Here is a 25,573-nt window from a genome sequence, read left to right as displayed (position 1 = left end):
TTCGCAGCGGTCATACTGACGCCGTTCGAACGCGGCCCACGGGCTGGACCGGCGACCCTGCGATGGCTTGGGCAGGCTGCCGGAAACATCATCATCAGCCGACCCCACCCAGCGAGGACGCATGAAATTCATTCATGCCGCAGACATCCATCTCGACAGCCCCCTGCATGGCCTGAGCGCGTACCCCGACGCACCGGCCGCGCAGCTGCGCAACGCCTCGCGTGAAGCGTTCTCGCAGCTGGTCGAACGGGCCATCGAGGAGGCCGTGGCTTTCATGGTGATCGCCGGCGACCTCTACGACGGCGACTGGCGCGACCACAACACCGGCATCTTCTTCAGCAAGGAAATGGGCCGGCTGCAGCGCGCGGGCATCCCGGTGTTCCTGCTGTTCGGCAACCACGATGCCGAGAGCGAGATGACCCGGAAGCTCACCCTGCCCGACAACGTGAAGACCTTCTCGTCGCGCAAGCCCGAGGTGCACAGGCTCGACGGCCTGAAGGTCGCGTTGCACGGCCAGAGCTTCCGCGACAAGGCCGTCACCGACAACCTCGCGCTGGGCTACCCCGCGCCCGTGCCCGGCCACTACAACATCGGCGTGCTGCACACCGCGCTCGAAGGCAGCGCCGCGCATGCCAACTACGCGCCCTGCTCGCGCGCCGAGCTGCATGCGCGCGGCTACGACTACTGGGCGCTGGGCCATGTGCACGAGTTCCAGCACTGGGCCGAGGCCTCGCACATCGTGTTCCCGGGCAACCTGCAGGGCCGCCAGATCCGCGAGACCGGCCGCCGCGGCGCGGTGCTGGTCACGGTGGAAGACGGGCAGACGACGGTCGAGCGTCTCTACCTCGATGTGCTGCGCTGGGAGAGCGTGGAGGTCGACGCTTCGGCGTGCGCGTCGATGGGCGATGTGGCGCGCCAGGTGGGCCAGCAGCTCCATGCGCTGCTGGCGGTCGATGCCCAGGTGCCGCGCGCGGTGCGCGTCACGCTGCGCGGCCGCACGCCCGCGCATGGCGCGCTGTTCGGCAAGGCGCATGAACTGCGCGCCGAGGTGCTGGGGCAGATCGCCGCCATCGGCAACGAGCGCCTGTGGCTCGAGAAGGTCAAGCTCGCGACCGAGCCCGTGGCCGAGCGCGCCGACATCGGCGCGCGCAGGGACGCGATCGCCGACCTGCAGGAGATCCTCGATGAGGCGAGCAGCGACCCCGAGTTCCTGCAGAAGCTGCGCACCGAGCTGCAGCCCTTCTTCGCCAAGGTGCCGGCCGACGTGAAGGAAGAGGTGCCGCTGCTCGCCATGGCGCGCGAGGGCGACTTCGGCCGGCTGCTGCAGCAGGTCTCGCCCGCGCTGCTGGCCAGCCTGATGGACGGGGAGAAATAAGGCATGCGCATCCGGCAACTGCAACTGCTCAAGTACGGCAAGTTCGACGGCACCAGCCTCGACTTTCCATCGAACGCCGCGGCCGACTTCCATGTGGTGGTCGGGCCCAACGAGGCCGGCAAGTCGACCGTGCGCAAGGCCATTACTGAGCTTCTTTTCAACATGGAGCTGCGCACGTCACTGAACTTTAGGCATGCGCTGACCGAGATGCGGCTCGGCGGGATACTCGAAGGTGGACCGGGCGAGCTCGCCTTCCATCGGGTGCGCGGCCGCACGCCGCTGCGCACGCCGGCCGACGCCGTGATGCCCGACGCACAGCTCGCCCCCTTCCTCGGCACCGCCGACAAGGACTTCTTCAAGCAGATGTTCTGCATGGACCACGACCGGCTGGTCGAAGGCGGCCGCAGCATCCTCGACAGTTCGAAGGACGTGGGCCGTGTGCTGTTCCAGTCGGCCGCCGGCATCGCCAGCCTCGGGCCGGTGCGCGAGGCGCTGGAGAAGCAGGCCGGCAACCTCTGGGCGCCGCGCAAGGGCAGCAGCGACTACGCGCAGGCCGCGCAGCGCTTCGACGAGGCGCAGGCGGAACTCAGGAACGCGCAGGTCAAGACCAAGGTCTGGACCGAGGCCAAGGCCGCGCTCGACACGGTGCTGGCCGGCATCGCCACCGAAGAAGGGCGGCGCCTGGCGCTCGAGGCCCGGCGTTCGCGCCTCGAGCGCGTGCGCCGGCTCGGGCCCAGGCTGCTCGAGATCCGCGGCTTCGAAGCCGCCTGGGCCGAGCCCGGCGAGGTGATCGATTTCCCCGCGACTGCGCTGGCCGAACTGCGCACGGGCGCCGAGGCGCTGTCGCGCGCCGAGGCCACCTGCCAGGCGCGCGCCAAGGACGTCGAGGCGCGCCGCGGCGAGCACGGCGAGGTGGCGTACGACGCGGGCGTGCTCGCCCTGAGCGCCGACATCGAGGCGCTCGACCGGATGCGCAACCTGTGCGCCAACCATCCGCGCGAGCTGCCGCTGCGCGAGGCCGAGGTCGGGCGCCTGCTCGCGGAGGCCCGCGACGCCGCCATGCAACTGGGCTGGCCCGCGGGCGAGGCCGAGATCCGCGCGGGCCGGCCCAGCGCGCTGGCGCTGCAGGCCGTGGTCAACCTGCTGCGCGACCGCGGCGGCCTGCACCAGGCGGTGCGCGGCGCGCGGGAGGCGGTGCACCAGAAGACGCAGGAACTCGAAAACCATCGCGAAGACCTGCAGGCGCTGCCTGCATCGGAAGTCTCGCCGGCCTTGCGACAGGCACTGGCCGATGCGCTGGCGCTGGGCCACAGCGCCGCGCGCCAGCGCAGCCTGGCATCGGCGCTCGAGGCCGCGCAGGCCCGGCGCGCGCAGGCGCTGGCGGCGCTGGGCCCCTGGCAGGCGCCGGTCGACGCGCTGCGCGCCATGGCCTTGCCCTCGCCCGCGCGCCTCGGCGCGCTGCAGCGCCAGCGCCACGATGCCGCGACGGCCCTGGCCCATGCGCGCGGCAAGCGCGACGATCTGCAGGCCGTGGCGGAACGCCTCGCACTGGCGCTGCAGCAGTTCGAGCAGGCCCATGCCGTGGTCACGGCCGAGCAGGTGCGCGCGGCGCGGGACGGCCGCGATGCGGCCTGGCTCGCGGTCAAGGACGGCGAGATCGGCCTGGCCGAGGGCGCGCCGAGGCTCGACGCCGCGATCCGCCGCGCCGACGAACTGGTCGATGCCCAGCTCGGCACGGCCACTGAGGCCGCGACCCTGCAGGGCACGCGGCAGAACCTGGCGCTGGCCCAGGCCGACGTGGCGCGCCAGGACACGGTGCTGGCCGAACGCGCGGCCGAACTGGCGGCGCTCGACGCCGACTGGGCCGCGCTGGCTCGCGGTGTGGGCTGGGCCGGCATGCCGCTCGACGACGCGACCCAGGGCCTGGCGCAGCGCGACGAGGCGCTGGCGGCCCACGACGAAGCGGCGCAGCGGCAGCGCGAGTTCGACGAAGAGGCCCGCGCCGGCCGCGAGGCGCAGGCGACGCTGGTCGCCGCGCTGCAGGAAGCAGGCGTGGAAGTGCCGGCGGGCATCGCCTTGTCGGCGCTGTGCGCGCAAGCCAGCCTGCAGGTGCGCCAGGCCGACAGCACCCAGGCCAGCCGCGACGCCCTGGTGCAGCAGTGCGCCCAGGCACAGCGGGCGCTCGAGGGCCTGCGCGCCCTGGCCGATGCGGCGGACGCGCAGTACCGCCAATGGGAGGCCCAATGGGCGGCGGCCCTGCGCAGCGCCCGGCTCGAAGCCGCTTCTTCGACCTTTGCCGAAGCCGAGGGCGCGGTCGCGCTGGCGCAGCGGGTCACCGAACGGCTGGAGCGCGCCGACCAGATCCGGCGCGAGTACATCGACACCATGCGCGCCGACCTGGACCGGCTCGAGGCCGAGGCCCGGCGGCTCGGCGCCGCGGTCGAGCCGCCATGGCTGGCGCTGGGCGACTGGCCCGAGGTGGCGCGGCGGCTGGCGCAGCGGCTGCGCGACAGCAGCGCGGCGCGGCAGCAGGCGGAGCTCGCCGAGCAGGCCCTGGGCCGGGCCGTGTCGTCGCTGGCGGAGGCCGAACTGGCTTTGGCCACGGTGCAGGCGCAGCTCCGGCCGCTGCTGGCGCTGGCCGGCGTGGCGTCGGTGGCCGAGGCGATCCCGCTGGTCGAGCGATCCGACCGCCGCCGCGCATTGCGCCAGACGCTCGAGGACGCGCGCGAAGCCCTGATCCGCGATGGCGACGGCCTGACGCGCGAAGCCATCGAAGCCGAGGTCGCGGCGCTCGACCCGACCCAGGTGGCCGGGCTCGGCGAGCAGACGAAAAGCGAGCTGGCGGCACTGGCCGAGCGCCTCGAGGCGCTGGTGCGCCAGCGCGTGACCGCCGAGCAGGCGCTGGCCGCGATCGCGGGCCAGGCCAATGCCGCGATCGCCGAGGCCAAGCGGCAGGAGGCGCTGGCCGCGATGGGCGACGTGGCCGAGCAGTACCTCGAGGTCGCGACCGCGGGCAAGCTGCTCAAGTGGGCCATCGATCGCTACCGCGACCGCCAGCAGGGGCCGATGCTGCAGCGCGCGAGCGCGGTGTTCGCCGAACTCACGCTGGGCGATTTCGTCAAGCTGGGCGTCGACTACGAGAAGGACACGCCGGCCCTCTACGCCAAGCGCCGCGGCGGGGCGGTGGTCGAGGTCGCGGGCCTGAGCGAAGGCACGCGCGACCAGCTCTACCTGGCGCTGCGCATCGCGGCGCTGGAACTGCACCTGGTGAGCGCGCCGCCACTGCCCTTCGTGGCCGACGACCTGTTCGTCAACTTCGACGATGCGCGGGCCCAGGCCGGCCTGCGCGTGCTGCGCGCGCTGTCGGCGCACACGCAGGTGATCTTCCTGACCCACCATGCGCACCTGCTGCCGCTGGTGCGCGAGGTGTTCCCGGAAGGCGCGAACGTGGTCGCGCTGGAGCGCGAGCCGGCCTAGGCGCGCGGCGCGCGCTTCTTTGCCGCCGGCTCGGCCGGGACCGGCAGCGAAACGCTCTCGCCCCAGGTCATGCCCAGGATCTTCGCCAGTTGCCGGCTCACGCTCACGTAGGCGTGGCCGATGCGGCTGTCGAAGTAGAGCGAGTCGCCGCGGCCCAGGCGCAGCACCTCGCCATGGTCGAAGTGCACCTCGATCTCGCCCGAGAGCACATACACGAACTCCTCGCCCGTGTGGCGCACGAAGTCCTCGGGGCCGTGCACGCGGCGCGCATGCACCGTGCCGACGATCGGGCTCATCTGCTTGCCCGCGGCCGTGGTGCCCAGGAACTCGTAGGCGATGGCCTGGCCGCGGTACACCACGCCCTGGCCCGCGCGCGTGACCACCGGGCCCGCCAGCGGCGCGGGCTTGACGCCGGCGCCCGCGAACATCGCATTCATGTCCATCTCGAGCGCGCGGCCCAGCGCGGTGAAGTTCTCGTAGCCCAGTGCGAGCTGGCCGCGCTCGGCGCGCGAGATGGTGGTGATCGACACACCCGAGCGTTCGGCCAGATGGGCCAGCGTCCAGCCGAAGCGCTTGCGCGCGGCGCGCAGGCGCAGGCCGAAGGCGGCGGGGTCCAGCGTGGGCGGCGCCTGTTTCGGCCGGGCGCCCTTGGGGGTCGCGGTGTGTGGATTCACGCGGATTCTTCTCGTCGGTAGTGCGCGGCCATTCTGCCAGCCGGTCCCGTGCGCGAATTGATTTGCGTATCCGCAAATTTGTTCCTACACTTTTCCCCATGAACACCCCCACCACCGCGCCCCTCGTGGCCGACTACCTCGTGATCGGCGGCGGCATCGCCGGCGCTTCCGTTGCCCACTGGCTGGCGCCGCATGGCCGCGTCGTGCTGCTCGAACGCGAATCCCAGCCGGGCTACCACTCCACCGGCCGCTCGGCCGCGCTGTTCATGGAAAGCTACGGCACGCCGCAGGTGCGCGCCCTCACGCTGGCCAGCCGCGCCTTCTTCGACCATCCGCCCGAAGGCTTCAGTGAGCACCCGCTGCTCACGCCGCGCGGCGCGATGATGGTCGCGAGCGAAGAACATCTGCCCACGCTCGAGGCCCACTGGGCGGTGCTGCGCGCCATGGACACCGGCGCCGAGCGCCTGAGCCGCGAGGAAGCCCTGGCGCGCGTGCCCGCGCTGCGCCCCGAGCAGGTGGCGGCCGCGCTCTATGAGCCCGACGCGGCCGACATGGACGTGCATGCGATCCACCAGGGCTACCTGCGCGGCATGCGCCGGGCCGGCGGCCTGCTGGCCTGCGATGCCGAGGTCACGGCCGTCGAGCGCACCGGCGAGCGCTGGCGCGTGACGGCCGGCGGCAAGGTCTACGAGGCGGCGGTGCTGCTCAACGCCGCCGGTGCCTGGGTCGACACCATCGCGCGGATGGCGGGCGTGCCGCCCATCGGCATCGAGCCGCGCCGCCGCTCGGCCCTGATCTTCGCGCCCACCGAAGGCGCCGACACCGCGCACTGGCCGATGGTCTACAGCGCCGACGAGGGCTGGTACCTCAAGCCCGACGCCGGCATGCTGCTGGGCTCGCCGGCCAACGCCGACCCGGTCGATCCGCACGACGTGCAGCCCGAGGAGCTGGACATCGCCTTCGCCATCCACCGCATCGAGGAAGCGACCACGCTGGCCATCCGCCGCCCCACGCGCACCTGGGCCGGCCTGCGTTCCTTCGTGGCCGACGGCGACCTGGTGGGCGGTTTCGAACCCTCGGCACCGGGCTTCTTCTGGGTCGCGGCCCAGGGCGGCTACGGCATCCAGACCTCGGCCGCGATGGGCGAGGCCTGCGCCGCGCTGGCCCGCGGCCTGCCGCTGCCCGAGCGCATCGCGGCCTTCGGCCTCACGGAAGCGATGCTGGGCCCGCAACGGCTGCGCGACGCGGCCTGACGACACATTCCCCCCCCCTCCTCGAGATCCCCCATGCGAGTCTTCAGCGCCACCCTTGCGACCGAAACCAACACCTTCGCCCCGATGCCGACGGCCCTGTCCTCGTTCGAGGAGGCCGGCCACTACCCGGCCGGCCAGCATCCGGACCGGATGAGCATCTACGCGGGTCCGCTGTGGGCCGCACGGGTGCGCGGCGCCGAACGCGGCTGGCACCTGCAGGAAGGCGTGGTGGCGGGCGCGCAGCCCGGCGGCATCACCACGCGCCATGCCTACGAGACGCTGCGCGAGGAGCTGCTCGCCGACCTGCGCGCGGCCATGCCGGTCGACATGGTGCTGCTGGGCCTGCACGGCGCGATGGTGGCCGACGGCTACGACGACTGCGAGGGCGACCTGCTCCAACGCGTGCGCGCGATCGCCGGCCCCGACCGGGTGATCGGCGTGGAGATCGATCCGCACTGCCACCTGACAGAGGCCATGACCGCCAACGCCGACCTGATCATCGCGTTCAAGGAGTACCCGCACACCGACATCCTCGAACGCGGCCTGGAGCTGGTCGACCTCTGCGCCGCGATGGTCGAGGGCAAGGTCCAGCCCGTGGCCGCGGTGGTCGACTGCGAGATGATCGTCACGGTCCACACCTCGCGCGAGCCGGCGCGCGGCTTCGTCGACCGCATCCAGGCGCTGGAAGGCAAGGACGGCGTGCTGTCGATCTCGATCGCGCACGGTTTTTCCTGGGGCGACGTGCCCGGCATGGGCACCAAGCTGCTGGTCTACACCGACGACGACGCGGCCCAGGCCCAGGCGCTGGCACGCCAGCTGGCCGACGAGTTCATCGCGCTGCGCGAAGGCCTCGGCGTGCCCTATCCCGACATCGACAGCGCGCTCGACCAGGCCCTGGCCTTCGACGGCGGCCCGGTGGTGGTCTCCGACGGCGCCGACAACCCCGGCGGCGGCGCGGCCAGCGACGCCACCTTCATGCTGCGCCGGATGATCGAGCGCGGCATCGGCGATGCGGCGCTGGGCCCGATGTGGGACCCGATCGCGGTGCGCATCGCCTTCGATGCGGGCCTGGGTGCGCGGCTGCCGCTGCGCATCGGCGGCAAGATCAGCCCGCTGTCGGGCAATCCGCTGGACCTGCTCTGCACGGTCAAGGCGTTGCATCACGACCTGGTGATGAGCGGCCTGTCGGGCACGCCGGTGCCGATGGGCGACTGCGCGCTGGTCGAGGCGAACGGCATCGAGATCGTGCTGGTCACGCGGCGCAACCAGGCCATGGGCACCGACCTGTTCACGCAACTGGGCTGCGACCTGGCGGCGAAGAAGGTCGTGGTGGTGAAGTCCTCGCAGCACTTCTACGCCTCCTTCTCCCAGGTGGCGAAGCAGGTGATCTATGCGGGCGCGCCGGGCAGCGTGACGCTGGACCTGCGGACCTTGCCCTACCAAAAAATACAGCGGCCGAAGTGGCCGCTGGATGTGTAGAAGCCGAGCGTCCCGCAGACCGGGGCGCGCAGCCGCTTCGTTCGCACGCGTTCTCAGTCGAACTTGAAGATGAACTCCTGCGTGGCGGTCAGTTCCGCATCGCCGGTGGTCTGGCACTCGTACTTCATCATCGCCAGGCGCACCGCGCCGTGGTAGACCCGCGGACCCGAGAGCACGCGCACTTCCGTCACGCGGCCGCCCTTGATGTGGGCCTCGGCCGTCACCACGCCGCTGATGCCGTCGTCCAGCGCCTTGCGCGGCATCTGCGGCGCGACCTGCTTCGGGCAGGCCACGGCGATGTCGGTGGCGGTCGCCTTCGGTGGCGCGGGCGGTGCCGGTGGCGTGGGCGGCGCGGCCGGCGGCGGGGGCACGGCCTGCGTGCTCTGCACCGCGGTGATCGCGGGTGCCGAACTCACGGGCGGTGTCACGGCCGGCGGCGGCACATAGGCCGGCCGCGGTGGCGGCGGCACCTTGGCCACTTCCTGGCGCACGATCTTCTTCGGAGGAGGTGGCGGTGGCAGAGGGGGCGGCGGTGGCAGCTTGACCTCGGTGATGATGGTCGCTTCCATCGGCTTCTTGATCAGCTCGAGCGCATGCCCGCCCAGGCCCGAGACCAGGCCGTAGCCGATCAGGCCGTGGGCCAGCACCATCACGCCGATGCTCACCGGGCCGAAGCGGGACTTGGGGTTGAAGTCTTGGGCGCGCGTCATGGGATGAACTGCTCCGAGCCGACGATGCCCAGCTTGGTCAGGCCGGTGCGCTGGGCCGCGGCCATCAGGCCGGCCACGGTCTCGTACCTGGCGCGCTTGTCGGGGCGCAGGTGCACCTCGGGCTGCACGGCCTGCGCGGCCACCACCTCGAAGCGGCGCTCGACCTCGGCGCGGTCGGCGATGACCTCGCCGTTCCACAGCACGTTGCTGCGCTCGTCCACGTCGATGCGCAGCACCTCGGGCTTGAAGTCGCTGGGCGGCGGGTTGCCCGTGGGCATGTTCAGGTTCACGGCGTGCAGCTGGATCGGGATCGTGATGATCAGCATGATCAGGAGCACCAGCATCACGTCGATCAGCGGCGTGGTGTTGATGTCCATCATGGGCTCGTCGGAGGGCGCGCTGCGGCGGCGCCCCGGCTTTTCTTTTCGCATGGGCTTGCCTTGTCAGTTGCGCGCGGGCGGCTCGGTGATGAAGCCGACCTTGGCGATGCCCGCGGCCTGGCAGGCATAGATGATCTTGCCCACCGGTTCGTAGTCGGACTGCCAGTCGCCGCGGATGTGCACCTCGGGCTGCGGGTTGAGCGCGGCCACCTTGGTCAGCTTGTCGGTCAGGCTCTTGGTGTCGCGCACCGGGGTGTCGTACCAGTAGATGCGGCCGGCCGCGTCGACCGACAGGACCACGGTCTCCGGCTTGCTCTCGCGCACCTCGTTGCGTTCCTTGGGCACCTGCACCGGAACCGAGTAATTGACCACCGGGATGGTGATGAGGAAGATGATCAGCAGCACCAGCATCACGTCGACCAGCGGCGTGGTGTTGATGGCCGCGATGACCTGTTCCTCGTCGCCGCCGGCGGAGGGGATGTTCATGGCCATGGTGCGCCTCGCATGTCTTGCAGCGGCAGCCGCATCAGGCGTGGGTGCTGCCGCTGCCGGCCAGGATCACCGAGTGCAACTCGCCGCTGAACTCGCGCACGTCGTCCATCACCGCGACGTTGCGGCGCAGCAGCCAGTTGTAGCCCAGCACCGCGGGCACGGCCACGGCCAGGCCGATGGCGGTCATGATCAGCGCCTCGCCCACCGGGCCGGCGACCTTGTCGATCGAGGCCTGGCCCGCGACGCCGATGGCGGTGAGCGCGTGGTAGATGCCCCAGACGGTGCCGAACAGGCCCACGAAGGGCGAGGTCGAGCCGACGGTCGCGAGCAGCGACATGCCGTTGCTCAGGCGGCGCTGCACCCGCTCGGTGGCGCGGTGGATGCACAGGTCCACGAAGTCCGCGAAGTCGACCTTGCCGCGCAGGCCGTCGTGCTTCTTGGTGGCATGCACGCCGGCGTCGGCGATGAAGCGGAAGGGGCTGGTGGTGGCGAGCTGCTCGGCGCCGCTCTTGACGCTGTTGGCGTTCCAGAAGGCATCGTCGACCTGCTTGGCCTGGCGGCCCATGCGCGACTGCTCGAAGAGCTTCATCACGATCACGTACCAGCTGCTCATCGACATGATCACGAGGATCGCGAGCACGGCCTTGGTCACCGCATCGCTCTGGGCCCAGAGGGCGCCGATGCCGTAGGGGTTGTCGACCTTCACCGCGGCGGCGTGGGTGGTGGCCGGAACCTGGGCCGGGGCCGCTGCCGCAGCGGGTGCCGGTGCCGCAGGGGCCGCGGCGGGAGCGCTGGCTTCGCTCGTCGGTGCAGCGGTGTTCTGAGCGTGGGCGGCGGGCAGCACGCCGGCAAGGCAGAGGGCCAGGGCCATCGCGGCGGCCGGCGCGAAGCGGGCGAGAAGCGTCTTGATCATGAATGTCTCCAGGGAAATGAAAGAAGGGTTGCGCTCACGCATCCAGCGTGCCGGCCTGCCATCCGCGGGTCTTGCCCCAGATGGCATGCACGTCGGCACCCGCGGCGCGCACCACGTGGTAGCGGTCGTAGGGGGCGGCGGTCATGCAGGCGTGGTGCGGCAGGATGCGCACGCGGCTGCCCACGGGCAGTGCTGCGAACAGCGCCTGCAGGTCGCCGTTGCCGGCCACCAGGCCGTGCTCCTGGTGCAGCTCGGCCACATGCAGGCCGGCCAGCGGCGCACCGCCTTCGGCCGGGCACACCAGGCCGTAGCCGAGGTCGTCGCGGAACTGCGCGCCCGAGCTGTCCTTCGACAGCGCGAGCGCGCCGGCGTCGATCAGCACGCGGCCCGAACGCGGGTTGTGGCCGATCACGGTGGCCAGCACCGACATCGCGATGTCGTCGACGCCGCAGATGCCGCGCGCGACCTGGTCGAGGTCGAAGAAGGTGTAGACGCCGGGGCGCATCTCGGTCACGCCGGCCAGGCTTTCGGCGCACACCGCGGTGGGCGTGGCGCCGACGCTCACCACGCTGACGGGGAAGCCGGCCGCGCGCAGGCGTTCGGCCGCATGCACCGCTCCGGCGCGCTCGACCTCGGCGATCGCGCGGATCGTCTCCCGGTTGTCGGCGCCGTAGCTGTGGCCTGCGTGGGTCAGCACGCCGGCCAGCGTGAAGGCTTCGCTCTGCTGCACCGCATCGGCGACGGTCAGCAGCTCGGCATCGTCGGGCGCCAGGCCGCCGCGGCCGCCGCCGGTGTCGATCTCGATCAGCAGCGGGAAGCTGGCGTCGAGGGCGCGCGCCTGTTCGGCTGCGGACAGCACGGCCTCGACGCGATCTGCCAGCAGCGTGATGCGCGCGCCGTGGGTGCGCTGGATGCGGTCGAGCGCCTCGATCTTGCTGGCGCTGATGCCCACCGCATAGGTCAAGTCCAGGAAGCCGTGGGCCGCGAAGTAGTCGGCCTCGGCCACGGTCGAGACCGTGATGCCGCCGGCCTGACCACGGGTGGCCAGACGCGCCACCTCGGCCGACTTGGAGGTCTTCAGGTGCGGGCGCAGCGCCACGCCGTGGTGCGCGGCGCGCTGCGCCATCGCTTCGCAGTTGCGTGCGAGGATCGTGCTGTCGAGCAGCAGCGCCGGCGTGGCGAGTTCGGCCAGCGCCATGTCTGCGAAGGCGGTCATTGCGAAGCCCCGATCCGTGCCACCACCTGGTCGACGGCGGCCGCCACCTGGTTCACGAAGGGCGGCAGCAGCACCAGCGTCATGTGCTCCGCGCCTTCGATCAGCTGCAGGCTGCTCTGCGTGGACAGCGTGGTGTGCGCTTCCTGGAACTCGGGCCAGCGCTGCTGCACCGCGTTGGCGCTCTCGGCGCCTTGCGGGAGCTTCTGCAGCGCGGCCCACAGCACGGCCAGCGGACGCGCGCCGTAGTCGGGCGAGGCGCCGGCCTGGCGTGCGACTTGCTGCAGCGCGACCAGTTCGGCCTTGGTCGTGTCGACGGCTTCGGGCGTGTAGGTCGCGATCAGCTGTTCGATGACCTGCGGCATGTCGGCGAAGAGGGCCTGGATCGGCGCGAACTCCGGCGGCGGCGGGCCGCCGGCCTGGAACTTGACGCGCTTGTCGCGCTCCGCGGCCAGCACGGCTTCGGGCACCTCGGAGAACGCGTCGAACTGCGTGGGATGGCTCGCGTCGAGCATCACGATGCCGGCCACCTGTGCCGGGTACAGGCCGGTGTAGATGCGGTTGAGCAGGCCGCCCAGCGAGTGGCCGATCAGCACGATCGGGCCGGTCACGCCGGCGGCCGCGAGCAGCGCATGCAGGCGGTGCGCGGTGCGCACGCCGTCGAAGCCTTGGCCGTCGGACTCGCTCCAGCCGGTGCCGGCACGGTCGTAGCTCACGACCGGGTGCCTGGCGGCCAGGGCCTGCTGCAGGCGGCCGTAGATCGGCGAGGCGCAGCCACCGCCGGCTTCGATCACCAGCGTGGGTTGGGCGGCGCTGGCGGGTGCGGGGCCGCTGCGCTGCAGGTGCATCGTGCGTCCCTCGATGGTGTAGAGCTCGCCGGGTGCTTTCATCTTCAGTTTTTCTTTCATTGGGGAGGGCGCGACGCGCGTCGGTTCTTCCACGCGTGGCCAGTAGTCGAGGTCGCGCACGCGGTAGGGCAGGTTGGCGAAGTCGTTGCTCAACGCGGCTGGCGTCGAGACATAGAGCACGGCCTTGGCGATGGGGCCGAACTGCGCGTGGAAGTGCTGCGCGGACTTGACCACGATCAGCTTCTTGTTCGCGAGCGCGATGCCCAGGCCGGTGAACAGGTCGGTCGACATGACCTGGTTGCGCTTGCTGATCAGCACGATGTCCAGGCCGTTCGCGGCCTGCACCCAGACGGTGGTGCCCAGCAGCGTGCGGGTGCCGGCCGTGAGGCCGCCCTGGGAATAGTCTTCGGCCACGGCCTTGACCGTGACGCGCAGGTCGACCGGGTCGCCCGAGGCGATGCCGCACTTGCCGCCCAGGCGCAGGTCGAAGCTGGCGCCGACGCCCGCGTCGCGGCACAGGTGGATCGCGCCCAGGTCCCAGAAGGCACCCATGGCCACGTCGGCGATGTTGCGCTCGAGGATGGCGCGCAGGATGAAGGTGGCATCGCTGGTGGCGCCGCCGCCCGCGTTGTCGGCCATGTCGGCGATCACCACCGGGCCGCCTTCGACGGCCATGGCGGCGTCCAGCGTCTCCTCGACCGAGGGCGCGTGGGCGCCGATGCGGTGGCGCAGGTCCCAGAATTCGCGGCCCAGTTCGTCGGCCAGCCTGGCCGCCAGGGCGGGGTCGTTGTCGGTCACGACCCAGAGCTTGGCGCCGGCCTCGGGCACGTCGGCCCAGGGGAAGCCGTGGCCCAGCGAGACCGAGAGCACGCCCGGCTGCTTCTCGGCCGCTTCCATGCGGCGCACGAAGCTGGCCATCGGCTCGCGCGTGGTGTGCCACAGGCCCACCATGCGGCAGTCGTGCACGGCGGTGGTGGGCTTGACGCGTCCTTGCGCGGTGTCGACCACGATGCGCGTGAGTTCCTGCATGCGCACCACGGCATCGGTGTGCGGGTATTCCTTGTAGCCGACGATCACGTCCGCGCCGCTCACCATCTGCTGCGTGAAGTGGCAGTGCAGGTCGAGTTCGACACCGATCGGCACGTTCGGGCCGACGATGGCGCGCACGCGCGAGATCAGGTCGCCTTCGCAATCGTCATAACCGTCGGCGACCATCGCGCCGTGCAGGATCAGGATCACGCCGTCGACCGGGCCGGCATCGCGCAGGTCGGCCAGGATCTCGTCGCGCAGGCTCTCGTAGACCGTGCGCACGGTGCGGCCCAGCGGCTGGGCGAAGGCCAGCAGGCTCTCGACCATGTCGTGGCCTTCGGCCGCGAGCAGCCGGCGCAGCTCGACCGCGAACATGCCGTAGCCGTCCGCGTCGCGCGTGCTGGAGTCGCCGTGGAAGACGCCGTATTCGTTGAAGCTTCCCCAGCCGGTGGGGGCCGAGACGAAGGTGTTGGTCTCGGTGGCGAGCAGGGCGGCGAAGAACTTCATGCGCGGGACTCCTCGCGGACCAGGTGGATGTTGTGGGTGCGCAGCGTGTCCATGCGCAGGCCGACGACCTTGTCGCCCTGGCGCTCCACGTTGAGGATCGAGTGGCCCATGCGCGCCAGCAGCGGATCGGTCGAGGTCAGCACCATCACGTCGGCCGACAGGATGTCGAGCACGACGGTGTGATGGCCGTAACGGCCCCGCACCGTGAGCAGCAGCCGGCCGTCGGCCAGTTCCATGCGCGCGCTGGCGTCGAGGTCGGGGCTGCGGTAGTCGCCGCACAGCTGCGGCGCCAGCGTGGCGGCAGCGGGCGCGGCCTCGGCCAGGCGTTCGAAGCGGCGCGGCTCGCCGCCTTCGAACAGCGTCAGGGACTCGTTTGTCTTCGCTGCATCGAGGTCGGAGACCTGGAGCACCAGGTCGTTGACCGGCAGGTCCTGCAGGCCCAGCCAGAGCTTGCCCTCGCTGTGGTGCATCGGCAGTGCGGCATTGCCCTGCCACGACATGGCGAGCTTGCCCGCCACGTCGGCGAAGGAGATCAGCTTGCCGGTGGCCGGCGCGTGGTAGCGCTGGCCGACCAGGCCGGGGAAGTCGGCGGCCTGCGGGCGCGTCTCGTGCGGCGCGAGCTGGTCCTCGAGCAGCAGGTCGACCACCTTGCAGGCGAAGCTGCTCGGCGCGATCGGTGCACCGTTGACCATGATGACGATGTCCAGCCCGTGGCTGGGCACGCTCAGCATCTGCGAGGTGGCGCCCAGCACCGCGCCGGCGTGGTGCAGGATCTCGACGCCGCGGTAGGGATGGCGCGCCAGCCCATAGCCGTAGGTCACGGTCGAGCCCGAGGCCAGCGTGGTCGGCGCCGACAGCGCGTCCCAGCTGGGCGGGGTGCCCACGGTCTTGGCGGGCGCGCGCAGGTGCGCGAGCCAGCGCAGCATGTCGTCCACGGTCGACACCAGCGAGCCGCCGCCGTCGAGTTCGCAGGGATAGAGGCCGCGCTGCCAGCCGCCTTCGGCCGCCGGCATGTAGAGGCCGGCCAGGCCCGGATGCACGTCGAGGTCGGTCGCCACCGAGGCGGTGTCGGGCATGGCCAGCGGGCCGAACAGGCGGGCCTTGAGGAAGGCGTCGTAGCTCAGGCCGCTGACGCGCTCGATGATCTTGGCCAGCAGGTGGTAGCCACCGTTGCTGTAGACCATCTGCGTTCCGGGCTCGAAATTGAGTTCGCCCTGGCGCGCCATCGCGGGCAGGCCCGGTCCGGGGTGGCAGAAGGTCATGCCGTGCGCCATGACCCAGAGCTCGTCGTGGCCGCGCCAGCCGCTGGTGTGGGCGAGCAGCTGGGCCACGGTGGGGCCCTTGTCGCTCAGCGTCGGCAGCTCGGGCAGGTAGGTCTGCGCCATCGCGTCGAGTTCGACCAGGCCGTCCTCGACCAGCAGCAGGATGCCCATCGCGGTGAAGTGCTTGCTGGTCGAGGCGATGCGCATGCGGCTGGTCGGTGTGAGGGCCACGCCCATCTCCAGGCTGGCCATGCCGAAGGCGCGGCGGTACAGCAGCCGGCCCTGCTGGGCGATGCCGATCACCAGGCCGGGCGCGTCGCTGCGCTGGAAAGGGGCCAGCAGCGCATCGATCGCGGCCAGCGCGGCCGTCACTTTGTCGGCCGGAAGGGGAACAGGTTCAGACATGAAGAGGCTCTGCGGGAGAAGACATGGAAGGGACTCAGGCGGTGGTCTGCGCCGCCTGCATCAGGCGTGCGAAGCGGCCTTCGGTGGCGCGCAGCACCATCGCGCCGAGCACGCCGCCGACCAGCGTGGTGATCACGACGGCGGTGGCCAGGCTGTTGCCGCTGACCGAGCCCTTGAGGCTGTCGGACAGCAGGCCCACCGTGAGCGGGCCCATCACGCCGAAGGGCAGGCTGGCCATGGTGAGCAGCGCGATGGTCCGCGCGCGCAGGTGCGCCGGGGCCGCGTCCTGCAGCACGTTGGGCAGCAGTACCGCACCGCTGATGAGTGGCACGACCAGCAGCGCGAGCAGCATGAAGACGTCGGTCGACGAGCGCATGAACAGCATCAGCACCGACAGCAGCGCCGCGCTGAGGTTGCCCAGCATGATGATGCGCAGAGCCGCGGCCGGGCCCATGCGACGCTGCGCGAAGCGCATCACCAGCACGCCCAGCGCACCGCCGACCAGCGTGCCGGTGAGGAAGGCCAGGCCGATGCCGCGGCCCACCTCGGCCGGCGTGGCGCCGAACTCGCGCGCCGCGACCACCGGCAGCCAGGTGCCGATCGAGCTCAGGCCCACGGCGCCCAGGCCGAAGCCGATCACCAGGCCGGCGAAGGTGCGCCAGTTGCCCACCAGGTGCTCGCGGAAGCCGATGGCGTTGGCGGGCGTCACGGTGTCGAAGCTCACGCTGGCGGCCTTGCCCTTGCCGCCGCGGCCGCCGCGTATCGACAGCACCAGCAGGGCCACGGGGATGCCCGCCGCGGCCATCACGAAGAAGGTCAGGCGCCAGGCCTCGTAGCCCTGCATCGACACCGGCAGCAGGTGCCGCAGTTCGTCGGTCAGGTTCACCACGCTGCCGCCCAGCAGGGCGCCGAGCGCGCTGCCGAAGATGATCGACAGCGCGAACACCGCGTTGGCGAACACCCGCTGCGCGCGCGGGAACAGGTCGGGGATCATGCTGTTGGTGATGGGCGTGAGGCCGGCTTCGCCGACGCCCAGCCCGATCGAGGCGATGAACAGCACGCCGTAGCCTTCGGCGGTGCCGCGCAGGCCGGTGGCCGCGCTCCACAGCACCACGCAGGCGGCGAGCACCACGCGGCGGTCGTAGCGGTCGCTGAGCCAGCCCAGCGGCAGGGTGGCGATGCCAGTGAACAGCACCAGGCCGGCGCCCTGCAGCAGGCCGATCTGGGTGTCGGACAGCGACAGCGACAGGCGCACCGGCTCGGTCAGCAGCGTGAGCACGACCTTGTCGACCGCCCCCAGCACCGTGGCGATGATCAGCACGACCAGTGCGTACCAGGCGCTGGGCGGGGCCTTGACGACCCCTTCGGACACCCCGGCCGACGACCCTTCGGTCGCCAGCGGGGGCGCGATCGGCGTGAACAGCGCCATCGTCAGAACGGCACGGTCATGGTCACGCCGATGGTGCGCGCGGGCGCCAGGGCCACCAGGGCCTGGGTGGGTGCGGTCACGCCCACTTCCGCCGACACCAGGCCGCGCTTGTCGGCCAGGTTGCGCACGTAGGCGGCGATGCTGAAGCGCGGGAACTCGATGCCGGCCTGCAGGTCGACCATCGTGTAGGCCGGCAGGTTGATGCTGGGCGCGACCGTGCTGCCTTCGTAGCCCGCATTGCGCTTGCCGGTGTAGCGCGCGGCGACGCCGACGTAGGCATCGCGGCCGGCCAGGTTGAAGTTGCGCGTGATGCCGGCGGAAGCCGCGACGCGCGGCGTCGAGGGCAGGCGGGTGCCGGCCTTGGCCTGGAGGCCGGCGGCATCGGTCTGCAGGCGCGCATCGATCAGCGACAGCGAGCTGCTCAGGTTCCAGTCGCGGTTGGGCTTCCAGCCCAGCATCAGCTCGGCACCCTTGATGCGCGCATCGCCGGCGTTGGTGAAGAAGCTGAAGCCGCCGTCGCGGATCGGCTGCTGGATGTTCTTCCACTCGATGTCGTAGAGCGCGGCCTCGACCGACACGGTGCGGTTCAGCAGGTCGGCCTTGTAGCCGAGCTCGTAGCTCCACAGCGAGTCCGACTCGTACATCGGCTTGACGACGTTGCGGTTGGTGTTGGGCTTCAGGCCGTTGGGGCCGCCCGGGCGGTAGCCGCTGGCAGCGCGGAAGTAGACGTTGCTGGTCTTGTCGAGCGCGTACTTGGCCGTGGCCAGGTAGGTGGTCGGGCTTTCCGACGAGTTGCCGCCGTTGGTCATCGGCGCGCCCGGCACCAGCAGGCCGGTGCTGCGGTCGCTGTACGACTGCTTGTTGTGGGCCAGGCGCACGCCGCCGGTGAAGGACAGCGCGGAGGTGGCGTTCCAGGTGAGGTCGCCATAGGCCGCCGCTTCCTGGTAGCGGTTGGGCTTGCCCGTGACCAGCAGGTTCGTGCTGGGCAGTCCGCCGGCCAGGTTGGCGTCGATGCTGCCCGCGACGTTGCCGCGCTCGCGGTTGAAGTAGAGCCCGGCCAGCCATTCGAAGGTCTGGCCCGAGCGCGAGGTCAGGCGGAACTCCTGGCTGGTGCGGTGCTGGTCGACGTTGCTGCCCAGCGGGACCGAGACCACGGGGTAGCCCAGCGAGCGCAGCGGCGGCGCATAGATGGGGCTGATGTCGGCGGCGTTGCTGATCTTCACGTCCTGCACGGAGGTGATCGAGTTCAGGCGGGCCCAGCCGAAGTCGTACTCGACGTCCAGGCCCCACAGCGTGGTGCGGTTCTTGTAGGGTTCGCCGGTGGACAGGAAACGCGTGCGTTCGCCGTAGACCGGCCGGCCGGTGGCGATGGTCATGTCCTCGAAGCCCAGGCCCCGGCGGTTCACTTCCTGCGCGGTCGCGGTCATGCGGATGGTCAGGTCGCGGGTCGGCGTGAGCAGCAGCGAGAGGCGCCCGCCCTCGGTGTGGCCGCGGTCGACGTTGGTGCCACCGGCCGGGCCGACGGCGTTGTAGTTGCCGCCGACGCGGTCGCTGAAGGCCGACAGGCGCACCGCGGCCGTCTCTTCCTTGATCGGGATGTTGAGCATCAGGCCGGTGTTGAAGCCGCTGCCGCCGCCCTTGGTCGACGAGGCGCCGAACTTCACCGCGCCCGAGAACTCGGTGGTGTCGGGCTGGTTGGTCACGTACTTGAGCACGCCGCCCATGGCGCCCGCGCCGTACAGCGTGCCCTGCGGGCCGCGCAGGATTTCGATGTGGTGCAGGTCCAGCATGCCCATGTCCAGCGGCGTGAAGCCGCCCAGCGCATAGGCCGAGCTCATGCCCGTGGCCACGTCGTCGATGTAGACGCCCACGGTGGCGATGGTCTGCGACGGGCCGGTGGTCAGCCCGCGCATGCTCAGCGAACCGCCGACGGTGCCGCTGCTGGTGAGGTTCACGCCCGGCTGGTCGGCGATGTAGTCGGCCAGCTTCTTCGCGCCTTCGCGTTCCAGCTTCTCGCTGGGCACCACGTTGACCTGCATCGGCACTTCACGCACCGGCTCGCGGCGGCGCGTGGCCGTGACGGTCACGCTGTCGAGCGCGTTCGTCGCCTTGCTCTCGGCCTCGGCCGCGGGGGCGGCGGTCTGCGCGTGCGCAGCCTGGCCCATCAGGACGGCGGCCGAAGCCACCAGCAGAGCGAGCGGCGTGGCGCGCAGGAAAGAGGGACGGGGGAGCCGGCTGAAGCCGGTGTTGTCGAGACGAATCATTTGGGTGAGGCACTCCATCGAGGGGGTTGTGACGGCGATCGATCCGGACGGCATCCTACAAATGAATTTCCATATTGGCAATTTATTTTCCTATTTGTATAAATTCACCAAATGGACAAAAGTTGCCATAGCGTTTAGATTCGAAGCCGCCATCCGTGTCGGCCCTAGGACCTCTAAAAAAAGCCCATGATCGAAGTCCCCTCTGCCCATGCCCCCGCATCCAATGCACCGGGAGAAACCATCCGCGCGTTGCGCAAGCGGCTCGGCCTCACGCTCGGCGAGGTCAGCGCGCGGACCGGACTAGGGGTTTCTACTTTGTCCAAATTGGAAAAAGGACATGCCTCGCTGTCGTACGAGAAGCTGCACCTGATCAGCCGCGGGCTGGGCGTCGACATGGCGCAGGTGCTCGAGCCCTCGGGCAGCGCGGCCGTGGTCGGTGCGCGCGGCGTGCCCTCCACGCCCGCGGGCTACAGCGCGGGGCGGCGCATCGTGCAGCGGCGCGGCGAAGGCATGGCGGTGGGCAACCGCACCTACAGCCAGACCTACCTCGCCACCGAGCTGCTGAACAAGCGGCTCACGCCCATGGTCACCGAGGTGCGCGCGCGCAGCCTCGACGAGTTCTTCGCCGAGTTCGGCGGCTTCATCCACCACCCCGGCGAGGAGTTCAGCTACGCGCTCGAAGGGCGCATCGAATTCCACACCGAGCTCTATGCGCCGGTGGTGCTCAACCCCGGCGATTCGGTCTACTTCGACAGCGCGATGGGGCACGCCTACCTGGCCGTGGGCGAGGGGCCGTGCCGGCTGCTCTCGGTGTGCGAGTCGGTGGGCGATGCGCATCCGTCGATGCGCGCTCCGCCCGAGATGCCACCCGCGGTGCAGCGCGCCGATGCGGGCGCCGCCAAGGCGCCGCAGGCCGCGCCGGCCGAGCGGCGCAAGCGGCATCCCTGACCGACGCCGCCGCCGGCCCGCCGACGCCCCGATGGCGGGCGCGGCGCCGCGTGCTGGTGCGGCCCGCACCTTCCAGCCTGTCCGCAGCGTCCGCCGGAGCCGGAAAAGCGGCGCCGTGCCTGGCATGCAGATTGCTAACTAACCGATCAATTAATTGTCAGGGTTAGTCCTGTGGCGTGGCGCGGTGCACGCCTTAAACTTCGCTTGAAATTAATTGATCGATTAATTATGTAAGTCCTGCCTCGGCAGACGCTCTTTCAGGAGAACCTCATGAACTTCCAATGGAAATCCCTTGCAGCGGCGTGGGTGCTGCCGACTTTCTGCCTCGGCGCCTGGGCGCAGGACACGGTCAAGATCGGCGTGATCCAGCCCCTGACCGGATCGGTGGCCTACAACGGCCAGGCCTTCGTGGCGGGCGCCAAGCTGGCGGTCGAACAGCGCAACGCGGCCGGCGGCGTGGGCGGAAAGAAGATCGAACTGGTGATCGAGGACGGCCAGTGCCGCCCCGCCAACTCGGTGAACGCGGCCGAGAAGCTGATCCAGCGCGACAAGGTGGTGGCCGTGACCGGCGCCTTCTGCAGCTCGGCCACGGCCGCGGTCATGCCGGTGGCCGAGAAGTACAAGGTGCCGCTGCTCAGCGGCGTGTCCTCCAAGGCCGACCTGACCGAGAAGGGCATGCAGTACTTCTTCCGTTCGGCCGAGACCGACCGGCTGATGTCCAAGACCTTCAGCAAGATCCTCGCGGACAAGCTGCAGCTCAAGAACGTGGCCTACATCGGCGTCAACGACGACTGGGGCCGCGGCGGTGTCGAGGACTTCTCCAAGGACCTCTCCGGCATGGGCGTGAAGACCGTGATGAAGGAGTACTTCGACCACGGCGCGACCGACTTCTACACGCTGCTGACCAAGCTGCGCGCGGCCAAGGCCGACGGCGTGTTCGTGGCCGCCGAGACGCAGGACGGCTCGATCCTGGTCAAGCAGTTCAAGGAGTTCGGCCTCAACACCAAGATCTTCGGCGTCGGCTCCTGGGCCACCGCCGACTTCATCGGCCTCACGGGCGCGGCCTCCGAAGGCGTCTACGCCGCCGTGCCCTATGCGTCGAGCATGCCGGGCGAGCGCAACAAGGCCTTCGTCGACCAGTACGCGGCCGCCTACAAGGAGAAGCCGGGCAAGTACGGCGCGGCCGGCTTCAACGCGCTGAACATCCTGATGGAAGCGGCCGCCCGCGCAGGCAAGGCCGAGCCCGAGGCAATCCGCGACGCGCTGCGCAAGACCGACTACCAGGCGCCCAACGGCCGCTACCGCTTCACCGAGAAGGGCGAGGGCTACGGCTTCGACGTGGTGCTGGTGCAGATCGTCGGCAAGGAGCCGAAGGTCGTGGCCGAGTCCCCCACCGAGAAGCCCTGAGCCGCGGCGCGCCCGCTGATCGGAACGCAGATGGAACTGCTCCTGCAATACCTCGCCAACGGCCTCGTGACCGGTTCGTTCTATGCGCTGTCGGCGCTGGGCCTGACCCTGATCCTCGGCCTCATGCGGGTGGTGAACTTCGCCCACGGCGAGCTCTACATGCTCGGCGGCGTGATGGGCTGGTGGGCCACCACGCGGCTCGGCCTCGACTTCTTCACCGGGCTGCTGCTGGTGGCCGTGGCGATGGGCGCCTTCGGCTGGCTCATCGACCGCTTCCTGATCGAACGCATCCGCGACCAGGGCGAGGAGGCCGGCATCCTGCTGACCATCGGCCTGTCGATCTTCCTGGCCAACACCGCGCTGCTCGCGGTCGGCACCGCGCCGCTCAAGGTCGAGGCGCCGATCTCCGCCGGCCCGGCTTTCCTCGGCCCGATCGTGCTGACCAAGCTGCGCCTGTTCGCGGTGGCGGTGTGCGCGCTGCTGATCGTCGCGGCCTGGCTCACCATCCACAAGACCCGCCTGGGCCGCTCGATGCGCGCCACCTTCCAGGACCCGATGGCCGCGCGGCTGGTGGGCATCCGCACCGCCAACGTCTACGCCGCGACCTTCGCGATGGGCACCGTGATCGCCTCGATGGCCGGCATGCTGCTGGGCTCGATCTATTCGGCCCAGGTGTCGGTGGGCGGGCTGGTGAGCATGAAGGCCTTCGTGGTGGTGATCCTCGGCGGCATGGGCAGCTTCGCCGGCGCGATCGCGGGCGGCCTGCTGCTGGGCGTGGCCGAGGCCCTCTGGGGCGGCTACGTCGCGACCGGCTGGGTCGACATCATCGGCTTCGCGCTGGTGATCCTGACCCTCGTCTTCAGGCCCTACGGCCTGTTCTCCAAGCGCGCGGAGCGAGCATGAAATTCGAACGCAACTTCCTCTTCGGCTTCCTGGCGCTGGCCGCGCTGGTGCCTTTCGTGGTGCGGGACCAGTACCTGCTGCACATCGCCATCATCGTGCTGTTCTACGCGGTGCTGGCCACCAGCCTGAACCTGGTGGTCGGCTACGTCGGCGAGTTCTCGCTGGGCCACACCGCCTTCCTGGGCACCGGCGCCTATGCCGCGGCCATCCTCTCGACGCAGCACGGCTGGCCGATGTGGGCCACCGTGCCGGTGGCCGGCGCGCTGGCCGCGGCGATGGGCGTGGTGATCGGCGCCATCACGCTGCGCCTGCAGGGCCCGTTCTTCGTGATCGTGACGCTGTCCTTCGCCGAGGTGCTGCGGCTGGTCGCCGACAACTGGATCGGCCTGACCAACGGCCCGATGGGCATCGCGGGCATCCCGCAGCCCGCGATGCTGGCCGAGGCCGGCAACCTCGGCGCCAAGCAGTTCTACTACGCCGTGGCCTGGGGCGTGCTGGCCATCGCGCTGTACCTGTCGTACCGCTTCGTGCATTCCAACGCCGGACGCGCGGCCGTGGCGATCCGCGAGAACCGCTTCGTCGCGCAGTCGATCGGCGTGCGTCCGCTGACCTACTCGATGCTGGCGCTGGTGCTCGGCGCCTTCCTGTCGGGCATGGCCGGCGGCTTCTATGCGCACTACATCTCCTTCGTCGGGCCGGAGATGTTCCGCTTCGCCTTCATGATCAGCATGATCATCATGGTGCTGATCGGCGGCAAGGGCACGTTGGTCGGTCCGCTGATCGGCGCGCTGCTGGTGACGCTGCTCGAGGAGTACCTGCGCGAGACCAAGGAGCTGCGGCTGTCGATCTTCGGCCTGGCCGTGATCGCCATCGTGCTGTTCCTGCCGCAGGGCCTGATGGGCTTCGCGCAGCGGCGGCGCGAGCGGCGCCTGCCGACAGCCGCATCGACCAAGCTGGCGACGCCGGCCACCGGGAGAGCCGCATGAACGCCGCCCTGAGCCTGCCGGCCGGCGCGACGCTCGAAGTGCGCGGCCTGGGCAAGTCCTTCGGCGGCATCAAGGCCGTCAAGGACATCAGCTTCGACGTGCGCCCGGGCGAGATCGTGGGCCTGATCGGCCCCAACGGCGCCGGCAAGACCACCTGCTTCAACCTGATCACCGGCTTCTACACGCCGAGCACCGGCCAGGTCCGCTATGGCGGTGCCGACGTCACCGGCGAGAAGCCCTTCCGCATGGCGCGCCGCGGCATCGTGCGCAGCTTCCAGAAGACCAACATCCTGAAGTCGCTGACGGTGTTCGAGAACGTGCTCACCGGCCACTACCTGGAAGCGCGCCAGTCGCTGTGGCAGACCTTCTTTCCGGGCCGCCGGGTGCGCGAGACCGAGCAGGCGGTGCGCGACAGCGCCGCGCGCATCGTCGAGACCATGGGCCTGTCGCAGCGCATGGACACCGCCGCCTCGGTGCTGTCCTGCGGCGAGCTGCGCCTGCTGGAGGTCGCGCTCGCGCTGGCCGCCAAGCCGCAGGTGCTGATGCTCGACGAACCCGCGGCCGGGCTCAACAGCCAGGAGGCGCGCGTCTTCGGCGACATCCTCAAGACCCTTCCGGGCCGGCTGGTGCAGTCGGTCCTCATCGTGGAGCACAACATGGGACTGGTGATGGCCGTGTCCGACCGCGTGGTCGTGATGCATTTCGGAGAGAAGCTGGCCGAGGGCACGCCGGCCCAGGTGCAGGGCGACCCGCGCGTGGTCGAGGCCTACCTGGGCGGAGGGAAGAAGGCATGAGCGCCGTCCTCGAACGCTCGCCGCCGGCCGGTGCCGCGCCTGCGGGCGAGCCGCTGCTGGCGCTGCGCCAGCTGCATGTGAGCTATGGCAAGACCGCGGCCCTGCACGGCGTCGACCTGCGCATCGCGCCCGGCGAGGTGGTGGCGCTGATCGGCGCCAACGGCGCGGGCAAGAGCACGACGCTGCGCGCGATCTCGGGCCTGCTCAAGCCGACGCGCGGCGAGATCCTGTTCAAGGGCCACGCCATCGGTGGCATGCCGGCCGACCGGATCGTGGGGCAGGGCATCGCCCAGTCGCCCGAGGAGCGCCACGTCTGGCCCGCCATGACGGTGCACGAGAACCTGGCCCTCGGCGCCTACCTCTGCAAGTCGGCCACGGTGGTGGAGGAGCGCGCCGCCAAGGTCTACGCCCGCTTCCCGCGGCTCAAGGAACGCTACAAGCAACTGGCCGGCACGCTCAGCGGCGGCGAGCAGCAGATGCTGGCGATCGGCCGCGCGCTGATGTCGGAGCCCACGCTGCTGCTGCTCGACGAGCCCAGCCTGGGCCTGAGCCCGCGCATGGCCGAGGAGGTGTTCGACTTCGTGCGCGAGATCCACGCGCATGGCGTGACGGTGCTGCTGGTGGAGCAGAACGTGCACAACGCGCTGTCGGTCGCGGCGCGGGCCTACGTCTACGAGACCGGCCGCATCGTGGCGGAGCGGCCAGCGGCCGAGCTGCTCGAGGACACCGCCTTGCTGAGCGCCTATCTGGGCGGCTGAGCCGGGGCGAAAGAGGCCGGCCCTCGAAGGCCGGCCTTCTTCCTCCCCGTTAATTAATTGTTTGTTT

Annotated in this window: 19 protein-coding genes and 2 pseudogenes; 10 read left to right on the top strand and 11 right to left on the bottom strand. The window is 70.5% G+C overall.

The features are described 5' to 3' along the window. Positions 1–121 precede the first annotated feature (121 nt). Together A9977_RS23915 and A9977_RS23910 are read left to right on the top strand one after the other, a co-directional pair. The gene (locus tag A9977_RS23915; RefSeq protein ID WP_183027345.1) at positions 122–1,375 is read left to right on the top strand and encodes a DNA repair exonuclease; all 1,254 of its coding nucleotides are present in this window, start codon (positions 122–124) and stop codon (positions 1,373–1,375) included. Between the two features lie 3 nt (positions 1,376–1,378). Beyond that, a complete protein-coding gene (locus A9977_RS23910; RefSeq protein ID WP_183027344.1) occupies positions 1,379–4,852 on the top strand; it encodes a YhaN family protein in 3,474 nt (1,157 codons plus the stop codon). On the opposite strand, the gene A9977_RS23905 is transcribed toward A9977_RS23910, so the two are convergent. Next, entirely contained in the window at positions 4,849–5,526 is a 678-nt protein-coding gene (locus A9977_RS23905; protein ID WP_183027343.1) for a helix-turn-helix domain-containing protein, read from the bottom strand. The two genes, A9977_RS23910 and A9977_RS23905, sit on opposite strands and share 4 nt — an antisense overlap. Before the next feature lie 98 nt (positions 5,527–5,624). On the opposite strand from A9977_RS23905, the gene A9977_RS23900 reads away from it, so the two are divergent. Both A9977_RS23900 and A9977_RS23895 read left to right on the top strand, forming a co-directional pair. After that, the gene (locus tag A9977_RS23900) at positions 5,625–6,779 is read left to right on the top strand and encodes an FAD-binding oxidoreductase (protein ID WP_183027342.1); all 1,155 of its coding nucleotides are present in this window, start codon (positions 5,625–5,627) and stop codon (positions 6,777–6,779) included. Between the two features lie 33 nt (positions 6,780–6,812). Then, a complete protein-coding gene (locus tag A9977_RS23895) occupies positions 6,813–8,258 on the top strand; it encodes a M81 family metallopeptidase (RefSeq protein ID WP_183027341.1) in 1,446 nt (481 codons plus the stop codon). Between the two features lie 53 nt (positions 8,259–8,311). Here the strand turns inward: A9977_RS23895 and A9977_RS34670 are convergent, their stop codons facing one another. The 10 genes and pseudogenes from A9977_RS34670 to A9977_RS23850 form a co-directional block, all read right to left on the bottom strand. After that, entirely contained in the window at positions 8,312–8,968 is a 657-nt protein-coding gene (locus A9977_RS34670; protein WP_183027340.1) for an energy transducer TonB, read from the bottom strand. After that, positions 8,965–9,399 (bottom strand): biopolymer transporter ExbD, encoded by a 435-nt coding sequence (locus tag A9977_RS23885; protein WP_183027339.1) that lies wholly within the window; start codon positions 9,397–9,399, stop codon positions 8,965–8,967. Before A9977_RS23885 ends, A9977_RS34670 begins: the two co-directional genes overlap by 4 nt. A gap of 12 nt (positions 9,400–9,411) precedes the next feature. Further along, positions 9,412–9,840, bottom strand: coding sequence for a biopolymer transporter ExbD (locus A9977_RS23880; protein ID WP_183027338.1), 429 nt, complete (start codon positions 9,838–9,840; stop codon positions 9,412–9,414). A 34-nt stretch (positions 9,841–9,874) separates the two neighbouring features. Next, positions 9,875–10,753, bottom strand: coding sequence for a MotA/TolQ/ExbB proton channel family protein (locus A9977_RS23875; RefSeq protein WP_183027337.1), 879 nt, complete (start codon positions 10,751–10,753; stop codon positions 9,875–9,877). Positions 10,754–10,787: 34 nt separating this feature from the next. Next, on the bottom strand, positions 10,788–11,969 hold the full coding sequence (locus tag A9977_RS23870; RefSeq protein WP_220812047.1) for an alanine racemase: 1,182 nt from the start codon (positions 11,967–11,969) through the stop codon (positions 10,788–10,790). Then, positions 11,966–12,751: pseudogene (locus A9977_RS34430) on the bottom strand (alpha/beta fold hydrolase); the annotation flags it as partial. The gene A9977_RS23870 and the pseudogene A9977_RS34430, both read right to left, overlap by 4 nt. 159 nt (positions 12,752–12,910) lie before the next feature. Beyond that, positions 12,911–14,350: pseudogene (locus A9977_RS34425) on the bottom strand (M81 family metallopeptidase); the annotation flags it as partial. After that, entirely contained in the window at positions 14,347–16,017 is a 1,671-nt protein-coding gene (locus tag A9977_RS23860; protein ID WP_183027335.1) for a serine hydrolase, read from the bottom strand. The pseudogene A9977_RS34425 and the gene A9977_RS23860, both read right to left, overlap by 4 nt. 34 nt (positions 16,018–16,051) lie before the next feature. After that, on the bottom strand, positions 16,052–17,446 hold the full coding sequence (locus A9977_RS23855) for an MFS transporter (protein WP_183027334.1): 1,395 nt from the start codon (positions 17,444–17,446) through the stop codon (positions 16,052–16,054). Between the two features lie 2 nt (positions 17,447–17,448). After that, entirely contained in the window at positions 17,449–19,710 is a 2,262-nt protein-coding gene (locus A9977_RS23850) for a TonB-dependent receptor (protein ID WP_183027333.1), read from the bottom strand. Between the two features lie 186 nt (positions 19,711–19,896). Here A9977_RS23850 and A9977_RS23845 point away from each other — a divergent pair, with 186 nt between their 5' ends. The 6 genes from A9977_RS23845 to A9977_RS23820 all read left to right on the top strand — a co-directional run bounded on the left by A9977_RS23845 (position 19,897) and on the right by A9977_RS23820 (position 25,506). Then, positions 19,897–20,658 carry a helix-turn-helix domain-containing protein gene (locus tag A9977_RS23845; RefSeq protein ID WP_183027332.1) on the top strand — a complete coding sequence of 254 codons (762 nt, stop codon included), beginning with the start codon at positions 19,897–19,899 and terminating at the stop codon, positions 20,656–20,658. A 270-nt stretch (positions 20,659–20,928) separates the two neighbouring features. Continuing rightward, the gene (locus A9977_RS23840; protein WP_183027331.1) at positions 20,929–22,065 is read left to right on the top strand and encodes an ABC transporter substrate-binding protein; all 1,137 of its coding nucleotides are present in this window, start codon (positions 20,929–20,931) and stop codon (positions 22,063–22,065) included. A 30-nt stretch (positions 22,066–22,095) separates the two neighbouring features. Beyond that, complete coding sequence (locus tag A9977_RS23835) at positions 22,096–22,968, top strand: branched-chain amino acid ABC transporter permease (RefSeq protein ID WP_183027330.1); 873 nt, start codon at positions 22,096–22,098, stop codon at positions 22,966–22,968. Then, the gene (locus tag A9977_RS23830; protein WP_183027329.1) at positions 22,965–23,954 is read left to right on the top strand and encodes a branched-chain amino acid ABC transporter permease; all 990 of its coding nucleotides are present in this window, start codon (positions 22,965–22,967) and stop codon (positions 23,952–23,954) included. Before A9977_RS23835 ends, A9977_RS23830 begins: the two co-directional genes overlap by 4 nt. Then, complete coding sequence (locus A9977_RS23825; RefSeq protein ID WP_183027328.1) at positions 23,951–24,748, top strand: ABC transporter ATP-binding protein; 798 nt, start codon at positions 23,951–23,953, stop codon at positions 24,746–24,748. Before A9977_RS23830 ends, A9977_RS23825 begins: the two co-directional genes overlap by 4 nt. Then, entirely contained in the window at positions 24,745–25,506 is a 762-nt protein-coding gene (locus A9977_RS23820; protein ID WP_183027327.1) for an ABC transporter ATP-binding protein, read from the top strand. The genes A9977_RS23825 and A9977_RS23820 overlap by 4 nt, the downstream gene beginning before the upstream one ends. Positions 25,507–25,573 lie beyond the last annotated feature (67 nt).

Source organism: Variovorax sp. UMC13 (assembly GCF_014170375.1).
GTDB lineage: Bacteria > Pseudomonadota > Gammaproteobacteria > Burkholderiales > Burkholderiaceae_C > Variovorax.
This window is presented reverse-complemented; position numbering and strand designations above follow the sequence as displayed.

What these genes read in the sequence shown, in the direction of transcription:
- A9977_RS23875 (WP_183027337.1), bottom strand. Translation starts at nt 10,753, where the DNA reads ATGATCAAGACGCTTCTCGCCCGCTTCGCGCCGGCCGCCGCGATGGCC.
- A9977_RS23860 (WP_183027335.1), bottom strand. Translation starts at nt 16,017, where the DNA reads ATGTCTGAACCTGTTCCCCTTCCGGCCGACAAAGTGACGGCCGCGCTG.
- A9977_RS23825 (WP_183027328.1), top strand. Translation starts at nt 23,951, where the DNA reads ATGAACGCCGCCCTGAGCCTGCCGGCCGGCGCGACGCTCGAAGTGCGC.
- A9977_RS23910 (WP_183027344.1), top strand. Translation starts at nt 1,379, where the DNA reads ATGCGCATCCGGCAACTGCAACTGCTCAAGTACGGCAAGTTCGACGGC.
- A9977_RS23835 (WP_183027330.1), top strand. Translation starts at nt 22,096, where the DNA reads ATGGAACTGCTCCTGCAATACCTCGCCAACGGCCTCGTGACCGGTTCG.
- A9977_RS23820 (WP_183027327.1), top strand. Translation starts at nt 24,745, where the DNA reads ATGAGCGCCGTCCTCGAACGCTCGCCGCCGGCCGGTGCCGCGCCTGCG.
- A9977_RS23830 (WP_183027329.1), top strand. Translation starts at nt 22,965, where the DNA reads ATGAAATTCGAACGCAACTTCCTCTTCGGCTTCCTGGCGCTGGCCGCG.
- A9977_RS23855 (WP_183027334.1), bottom strand. Translation starts at nt 17,446, where the DNA reads ATGGCGCTGTTCACGCCGATCGCGCCCCCGCTGGCGACCGAAGGGTCG.
- A9977_RS23870 (WP_220812047.1), bottom strand. Translation starts at nt 11,969, where the DNA reads ATGACCGCCTTCGCAGACATGGCGCTGGCCGAACTCGCCACGCCGGCG.
- A9977_RS23880 (WP_183027338.1), bottom strand. Translation starts at nt 9,840, where the DNA reads ATGGCCATGAACATCCCCTCCGCCGGCGGCGACGAGGAACAGGTCATC.
- A9977_RS23895 (WP_183027341.1), top strand. Translation starts at nt 6,813, where the DNA reads ATGCGAGTCTTCAGCGCCACCCTTGCGACCGAAACCAACACCTTCGCC.
- A9977_RS23900 (WP_183027342.1), top strand. Translation starts at nt 5,625, where the DNA reads ATGAACACCCCCACCACCGCGCCCCTCGTGGCCGACTACCTCGTGATC.
- A9977_RS23850 (WP_183027333.1), bottom strand. Translation starts at nt 19,710, where the DNA reads ATGATTCGTCTCGACAACACCGGCTTCAGCCGGCTCCCCCGTCCCTCT.
- A9977_RS23885 (WP_183027339.1), bottom strand. Translation starts at nt 9,399, where the DNA reads ATGCGAAAAGAAAAGCCGGGGCGCCGCCGCAGCGCGCCCTCCGACGAG.
- A9977_RS23915 (WP_183027345.1), top strand. Translation starts at nt 122, where the DNA reads ATGAAATTCATTCATGCCGCAGACATCCATCTCGACAGCCCCCTGCAT.
- A9977_RS23845 (WP_183027332.1), top strand. Translation starts at nt 19,897, where the DNA reads ATGATCGAAGTCCCCTCTGCCCATGCCCCCGCATCCAATGCACCGGGA.
- A9977_RS34670 (WP_183027340.1), bottom strand. Translation starts at nt 8,968, where the DNA reads ATGACGCGCGCCCAAGACTTCAACCCCAAGTCCCGCTTCGGCCCGGTG.
- A9977_RS23840 (WP_183027331.1), top strand. Translation starts at nt 20,929, where the DNA reads ATGAACTTCCAATGGAAATCCCTTGCAGCGGCGTGGGTGCTGCCGACT.